The organism is Tardiphaga sp. (assembly GCF_025356345.1).
In the GTDB taxonomy this organism is placed as follows: domain Bacteria; phylum Pseudomonadota; class Alphaproteobacteria; order Rhizobiales; family Xanthobacteraceae; genus Tardiphaga.
On sequence record NZ_JANXTC010000314.1, the window covers coordinates 1 to 5,266 of the forward strand.

At 62.7% G+C, this 5,266-nt stretch carries 6 protein-coding genes and 1 tRNA gene; 3 read left to right on the plus strand and 4 right to left on the minus strand.

Translation table 11 applies throughout. From position 1 onward, the window contains the following. A partial coding sequence (lon, locus tag Q0S16_RS19100) for an endopeptidase La (protein ID WP_295851521.1) occupies window positions 1-2,186 on the plus strand: 2,186 nt, incomplete at its 5' end. Window positions 2,187-2,289: 103 nt separating this feature from the next. After that, window positions 2,290-2,706: a GFA family protein gene (locus Q0S16_RS19105; RefSeq protein WP_295851523.1), complete on the plus strand. Its 417-nt coding sequence runs from the start codon at window positions 2,290-2,292 to the stop codon at window positions 2,704-2,706. On the opposite strand, the gene Q0S16_RS19110 is transcribed toward Q0S16_RS19105, so the two are convergent. Beyond that, window positions 2,703-3,110: a DUF4864 domain-containing protein gene (locus Q0S16_RS19110; RefSeq protein ID WP_295851525.1), complete on the minus strand. Its 408-nt coding sequence runs from the start codon at window positions 3,108-3,110 to the stop codon at window positions 2,703-2,705. The genes Q0S16_RS19105 and Q0S16_RS19110 overlap by 4 nt on opposite strands. A 146-nt stretch (window positions 3,111-3,256) precedes the next feature. Between Q0S16_RS19110 and Q0S16_RS19115 the strand changes: the two genes are divergently transcribed. After that, complete coding sequence (locus Q0S16_RS19115) at window positions 3,257-3,421, plus strand: hypothetical protein (protein WP_295851528.1); 165 nt, start codon at window positions 3,257-3,259, stop codon at window positions 3,419-3,421. Window positions 3,422-3,444: 23 nt separating this feature from the next. Here the strand turns inward: Q0S16_RS19115 and Q0S16_RS19120 are convergent. The 3 genes from Q0S16_RS19120 to Q0S16_RS19130 form a co-directional block, all read right to left on the minus strand. After that, window positions 3,445-3,519: transfer RNA gene (locus Q0S16_RS19120), tRNA-Val, on the minus strand. Window positions 3,520-3,586: 67 nt separating this feature from the next. After that, entirely contained in the window at window positions 3,587-4,846 is a 1,260-nt protein-coding gene (gene pepT, locus Q0S16_RS19125; protein ID WP_295851531.1) for a peptidase T, read from the minus strand. Between the two features lie 98 nt (window positions 4,847-4,944). Next, window positions 4,945-5,266: HU family DNA-binding protein (locus Q0S16_RS19130; RefSeq protein ID WP_295851533.1), on the minus strand; the 322-nt coding region annotated here is incomplete at its 5' end.

Consider the following 5,266-nt stretch of genomic DNA (forward strand, 5'->3'; position numbering starts at 1 on the left):
GAGAGCGGCAGGGGGCAGACGGTGGCGGCCCCGGCATCGCCTCCCACGGTGACCTGGGCACCGTCGGGCACCTCGCGCCGGATGATCCCGAGTGCGATCGTCCCGAGCTCGGGATCCTCGGCGACCGAGGTCACCGTGCCGACGGTGCGTCCGTCGAAGCGGAGGCCATGTCGCGCTCGGTCGTGTCCGACTTCGAGAGCTACGTGAAGCTCAACAAGAAGATCTCCGCCGAAGTCGTCGGCGTCGTGCAGGCGATCACCGATTTCGCCAAGCTCGGCGACACCGTGGCCTCGCACCTCGCCGTCAAGATCGCCGATCGCCAGGGCATCCTGGAGACGTTGTCCGTCACCGCGCGCCTGGAGAAGGTGCTCGGGCTGATGGAGAGCGAGATCTCGGTGCTGCAGGTCGAGAAGCGTATCCGCAGCCGCGTCAAACGGCAGATGGAGAAGACCCAGCGCGAGTACTATCTCAACGAGCAGATGAAGGCGATCCAGAAGGAGCTCGGTGACGACGAAGGTCGCGACGAACTGGCCGACATCGAAGAGAAGATCGCCAAGACCAAATTGTCGAAGGAAGCCCGCGAGAAGGCCCAGCACGAGCTCAAGAAGCTGCGCCAGATGTCGCCGATGTCCGCGGAAGCGACCGTCGTGCGCAACTATCTCGACTGGCTGCTGTCGATTCCATGGAACAAGAAGTCCAAGGTCAAGAAGGACCTCGCCGCGGCGCAGGCCGTTCTCGATGAGGACCATTATGGCCTGGAGAAGGTCAAGGATCGCATCGTGGAGTACCTGGCCGTTCAGACGCGTGCCAACAAGCTGACCGGCCCGATCCTGTGCCTCGTCGGACCTCCCGGCGTCGGCAAGACCTCGCTCGGCAAGTCGATCGCGAAAGCGACCGGACGTGAGTTCGTGCGCGTGTCGCTCGGCGGCGTACGCGACGAGGCGGAGATCCGCGGCCATCGTCGGACCTATATCGGTTCGATGCCCGGCAAGATCATCCAGTCGATGCGCAAGGCCAAGACCTCGAACCCGTTGTTCCTGCTCGACGAGATCGACAAGATGGGCGCCGATTTCCGCGGCGATCCGTCGTCCGCGCTGCTGGAGGTCCTCGACCCCGAGCAGAACGGTACCTTTGCCGATCACTATCTCGAAGTGGACTACGATCTGTCCAACGTGATGTTCATCACCACGGCGAACACCCTGAATATTCCGGGGCCGCTGATGGACCGCATGGAAATCATCCGGATCGCCGGCTACACCGAGAACGAGAAGGTCGAGATCGCCCGCAAGCATCTGATCCCGAACGCGCTGTCGAAGCACGGTCTGGATGCCAAGGAATGGTCGATCGACGACGACGCGCTGTTGCTGATGATCCGCCGCTACACCCGTGAAGCGGGCGTGCGTAACCTCGAGCGCGAGCTTTCCACACTGGCCCGCAAGGCCGTGAAGGAGCTGATGCTCTCGAAGAAGAAGGTGGTGAAGGTCGTCGAGAAGAATCTCGAGGAGTTCCTCGGGATTCCGAAATATCGCTACGGCGAGATCGAGAGCGACGACCAGGTCGGCGTCGTGACCGGTCTGGCTTGGACCGATGTCGGCGGTGAGTTGCTGACCATTGAAGGCGTCATGATGCCGGGCAAGGGCCGCATGACGGTGACGGGCAATCTGCGCGACGTGATGAAGGAATCGATCTCGGCGGCGGCGTCCTATGTCCGTTCGCGCGCGATCACCTTCGGTATCGAGCCGCCTTTGTTCGAGCGGCGCGACATTCACGTCCACGTGCCGGAAGGGGCGACGCCGAAGGATGGTCCGTCGGCCGGTGTGGCGATGGCGACGACGATCGTGTCGGTTCTCACCGGCATTCCGATCCGGCACGACCTCGCCATGACCGGCGAGATCACGCTGCGCGGCAGGATCCTGCCGATCGGCGGCTTGAAGGAGAAGCTGTTGGCGGCGGCCCGCGGCGGCATCAAGACGGTGCTGATCCCCGAGGACAATGCCAAGGATCTCACCGAGATCTCGGATGCCATCAAGGGCGGCATGACCATCATCCCGGTCGCCCGGATGGACGACGTGATCGCCAACGCCCTGGTGCGCAAGCCAATAGCGATTGTCTGGGAAGAGGATACCAAGCTTCCGGTCAAGCCGGACGTTCCAGACGAGGCTGGCAGCGGGCTGACGGCCCATTAAACAAACTGTCCTTGCATCGACATCAGCGGCGCCCTTCGGGGCGCCGCTTTTTTGTGGTATCTAAGTAGTCGAAGAGTTCTCGTTCTTAAGCGGGTAGGGCAGGATGAAGGTCAATGGTAGGTGCCACTGCGGTCGGATCAGCTTCACGGCGGAGATTGATCCGCGACGGGTGACGATCTGCCATTGCAAGGATTGCCAGTTGTTGAGCAGTTCGGCGTTTCGGGTCAGCGTGCTGACCGCGCGTGAAAATCTCCAGGTCACGGGCGCTCCGAAGTCGTACGCCAAGACGGCGGACAGCGGCGCCATCCGGTTGCAACATTTTTGTCCGGACTGCGGCACGCCGATCTTCAACACCGGCCCGGAGTCCGAAATCGGAGACTGCGTCATTCGCTGGGGCAGCATTCAACAGCGTGACCAGCTCATGCCGGCACGGCAGACCTGGTGCGGCTCGGCCGCCGCGTGGATTGGCGATCTCGGACGTTTGCCGAGCTGGGAGGCCGCGGCGCCGCCGGTGCGCTAGGCCGATGTGCCGACCGCCGTCAGCGTGCAGCCGATGATCTTCAGGCTGCCGTCGGGCTGCTGCTCGAGAATGTACAGCGCATCCCACGGCACGCCGGCGGCATCGACGATGCGGACGTCCTGCTCGACCCGGCCATGCCCGCTGCGGGATTCGCCGAATTCGAAGCTCTTGTGCCGGTACACCGGCGCGTAGCCGTTGCGTACCATCTTCAGGAAGGCATCAGCTTCGCCGAACATGCGCTGAAGTACCGGTGCCGCGAATGAATAGGCCGTTGTGGCGTCATCGCGGCCAAGCGCCTCGGCTTGCGCGCGGATCACCTGCTGCGCCCTTGCACTCTCATCCGCCGCGTATCCGGGTGTGGCGAAGCCTAGCAGCATGGCGAACAACAGAAGAATGGCGGGCATCTTCACTCCTGTGCAATCGCACTGCCGCGCCGCAGCAATCTTGTTGCGGCGCTTCGCGCAATGCTGGTCCTCCGAGATAACGCTCGAAGCAGGTACTGCGAAGCGTAGCGTTAAGTTGCAAGAATGAGTCAAAAGGAGTGCAGACAATGCGCCCACAGATTGAACGGGAGCGCGACCCCAGGACCGTCGACCTGATCGCCGTCATCGCCTTGCTGATTCTGGTGTTCGGATCGATCTGCTATCTGACCGGCCCCTCCAGCGAGGAGATCACCACGGCCTTTATCGTGCCCAGCCAGACCATGCGCTGGTAACGGCGATCGCGGGCAGGATGATATGGTAGGCGATGACGGGATCGAACCGCCGACCTGTCCCGTGTAAAGGGAATGCTCTACCGCTGAGCTAATCGCCCGTGACGTCCATTTAGCCGCCAAGCGCGCGGGAGGCAAGGCGAGCGCCCTTCAAATCTCGGAGGGTGTTCAGGCCCGCTCTTCCCAGATCATCGCCAGGTGCACGATGGTCTGCATCGCCTTTTCCATGTCCTGGCGACTGACCCATTCGGTGCGGCCGTGGAAGGCGTGCTCGCCGGCGAAAATATTGGGGCAGGGCAGGCCCATGAAGGACAGCCGCGAGCCGTCGGTGCCACCGCGGATGCTGCTGCGCACCGGCGTCAGTCCGCTGCGGCGAATCGCGTCCATGGCGTAGTCGACGATGTGCGGATGCAGGTCGATCACTTGCTTCATGTTGCGGTATTGCGGCTTGATCGCGATCGAGGCGGAAGAACGCGGATAGTCGAGCATCACCTCATCCACGATGGCCTGCAGCAGCCGTTCTTTTTCGACCAGCCCCTGATCGGTGAAGTCGCGGACGATGAAGCTGACCGTGGCATTTTCGAGTGCACCGGAGATACCGATCGGATGCAGGAAGCCCTGTTTGCCGTCGGTGGTTTCCGGCGAGCAGCGATCCTTCGGCAGCCGCTCGACGATCGCCGCGGCGATCTTGATGGCGTGCTCCATCTTGCCCTTGGCGAAGCCGGGATGGGCGCTGACGCCCGCAATGGTGATGACGGCGCCATCGGCGGAGAAGGTCTCATCCTCGATGTGGCCGGCGGTCTCGCCATCCATGGTGTAGGCGAAATCGGCGCCGAGTTTTTCGAGGTCGACCTTGTCGACGCCGCGGCCGATCTCCTCGTCCGGCGTGAACAGGATCTTGATGACGCCGTGCTGGATAGAAGGATTGGCGACCAGAAACCGCGCGGCATCCATGATCTCGGCCAGGCCCGCCTTGTTGTCGGCGCCGAGCAGGGTGGTGCCGTCGGAGGTGATGATGTCATGGCCGATCTGGTCAGCCAGCGCGGGATTGTCTCGCTCGCGAATCACCTGGGCGGGATCGCCCGGCAATACGATGTCGCCGCCGGCATAGTTTCTCACGATCTGCGGCTGCACATTGGCGCCGCTACAGTCCGGCGACGTGTCCATATGCGAGCAGAAGCAGATCACCGGGACTTTTTTGGTCGATGTCGCCGGGATGGTCGCATAGACATAGCCATGCTCGTCGAGATGCGCGTCGAGCAGGCCGATTTCGAGCAATTCCCGTTCGAGAATTCGACCGAGGTCTTTCTGCTTCGCGGTGGAGGGGCAGGTCGGCGAGGCCGGGTCGGACTGGGTATCGACGACCACGTAGCGCAAAAACCGCTCGGTGACGTCGTGGGTGAAACCGATGGACGATGTCGCACTCAATTCACTACTCCCGACGCTTTTCAAAACCGCATTCCGGGCCGCGCGAGGCTGCGGTCCGGAATGATGGATGGCGGAATGCTACCGCTGAAGGGCGTCGATCAGACGGCTTCCTTCAACTCCTTGGCCGCGCGGAACGCGACCTTTTTGCTGGCCTTGATCTGGATCGCTTCGCCAGTGGCCGGGTTGCGGCCCATGCGGGCAGCCCGCTTCTTAACCTGGAGGATGCCGAGGCCGACGATTCGGATGCGCTCCCCCTTCTTGAGATGCTTGGTGATACGCCCGACCATGTCGCCGAGAATCTCTTCCGCCTTCTTCTTCGATAATTCATGCTCTTCGGCCAAGGCGGCGGCGAGGTGCTTGAGGGTGACGGTGGCGGGGGCGGCGGCTTTCGCGGCTGCTTTCGTGGCGGGGGTGGCGGCG

Excerpts from the sequence above, each read along its gene's own strand:
- Q0S16_RS19105 (WP_295851523.1), top strand. The coding sequence starts at position 2,290 with ATGAAGGTCAATGGTAGGTGCCACTGCGGTCGGATCAGCTTCACGGCG.
- Q0S16_RS19110 (WP_295851525.1), bottom strand. The coding sequence starts at position 3,110 with ATGCCCGCCATTCTTCTGTTGTTCGCCATGCTGCTAGGCTTCGCCACA.
- Q0S16_RS19115 (WP_295851528.1), top strand. The coding sequence starts at position 3,257 with ATGCGCCCACAGATTGAACGGGAGCGCGACCCCAGGACCGTCGACCTG.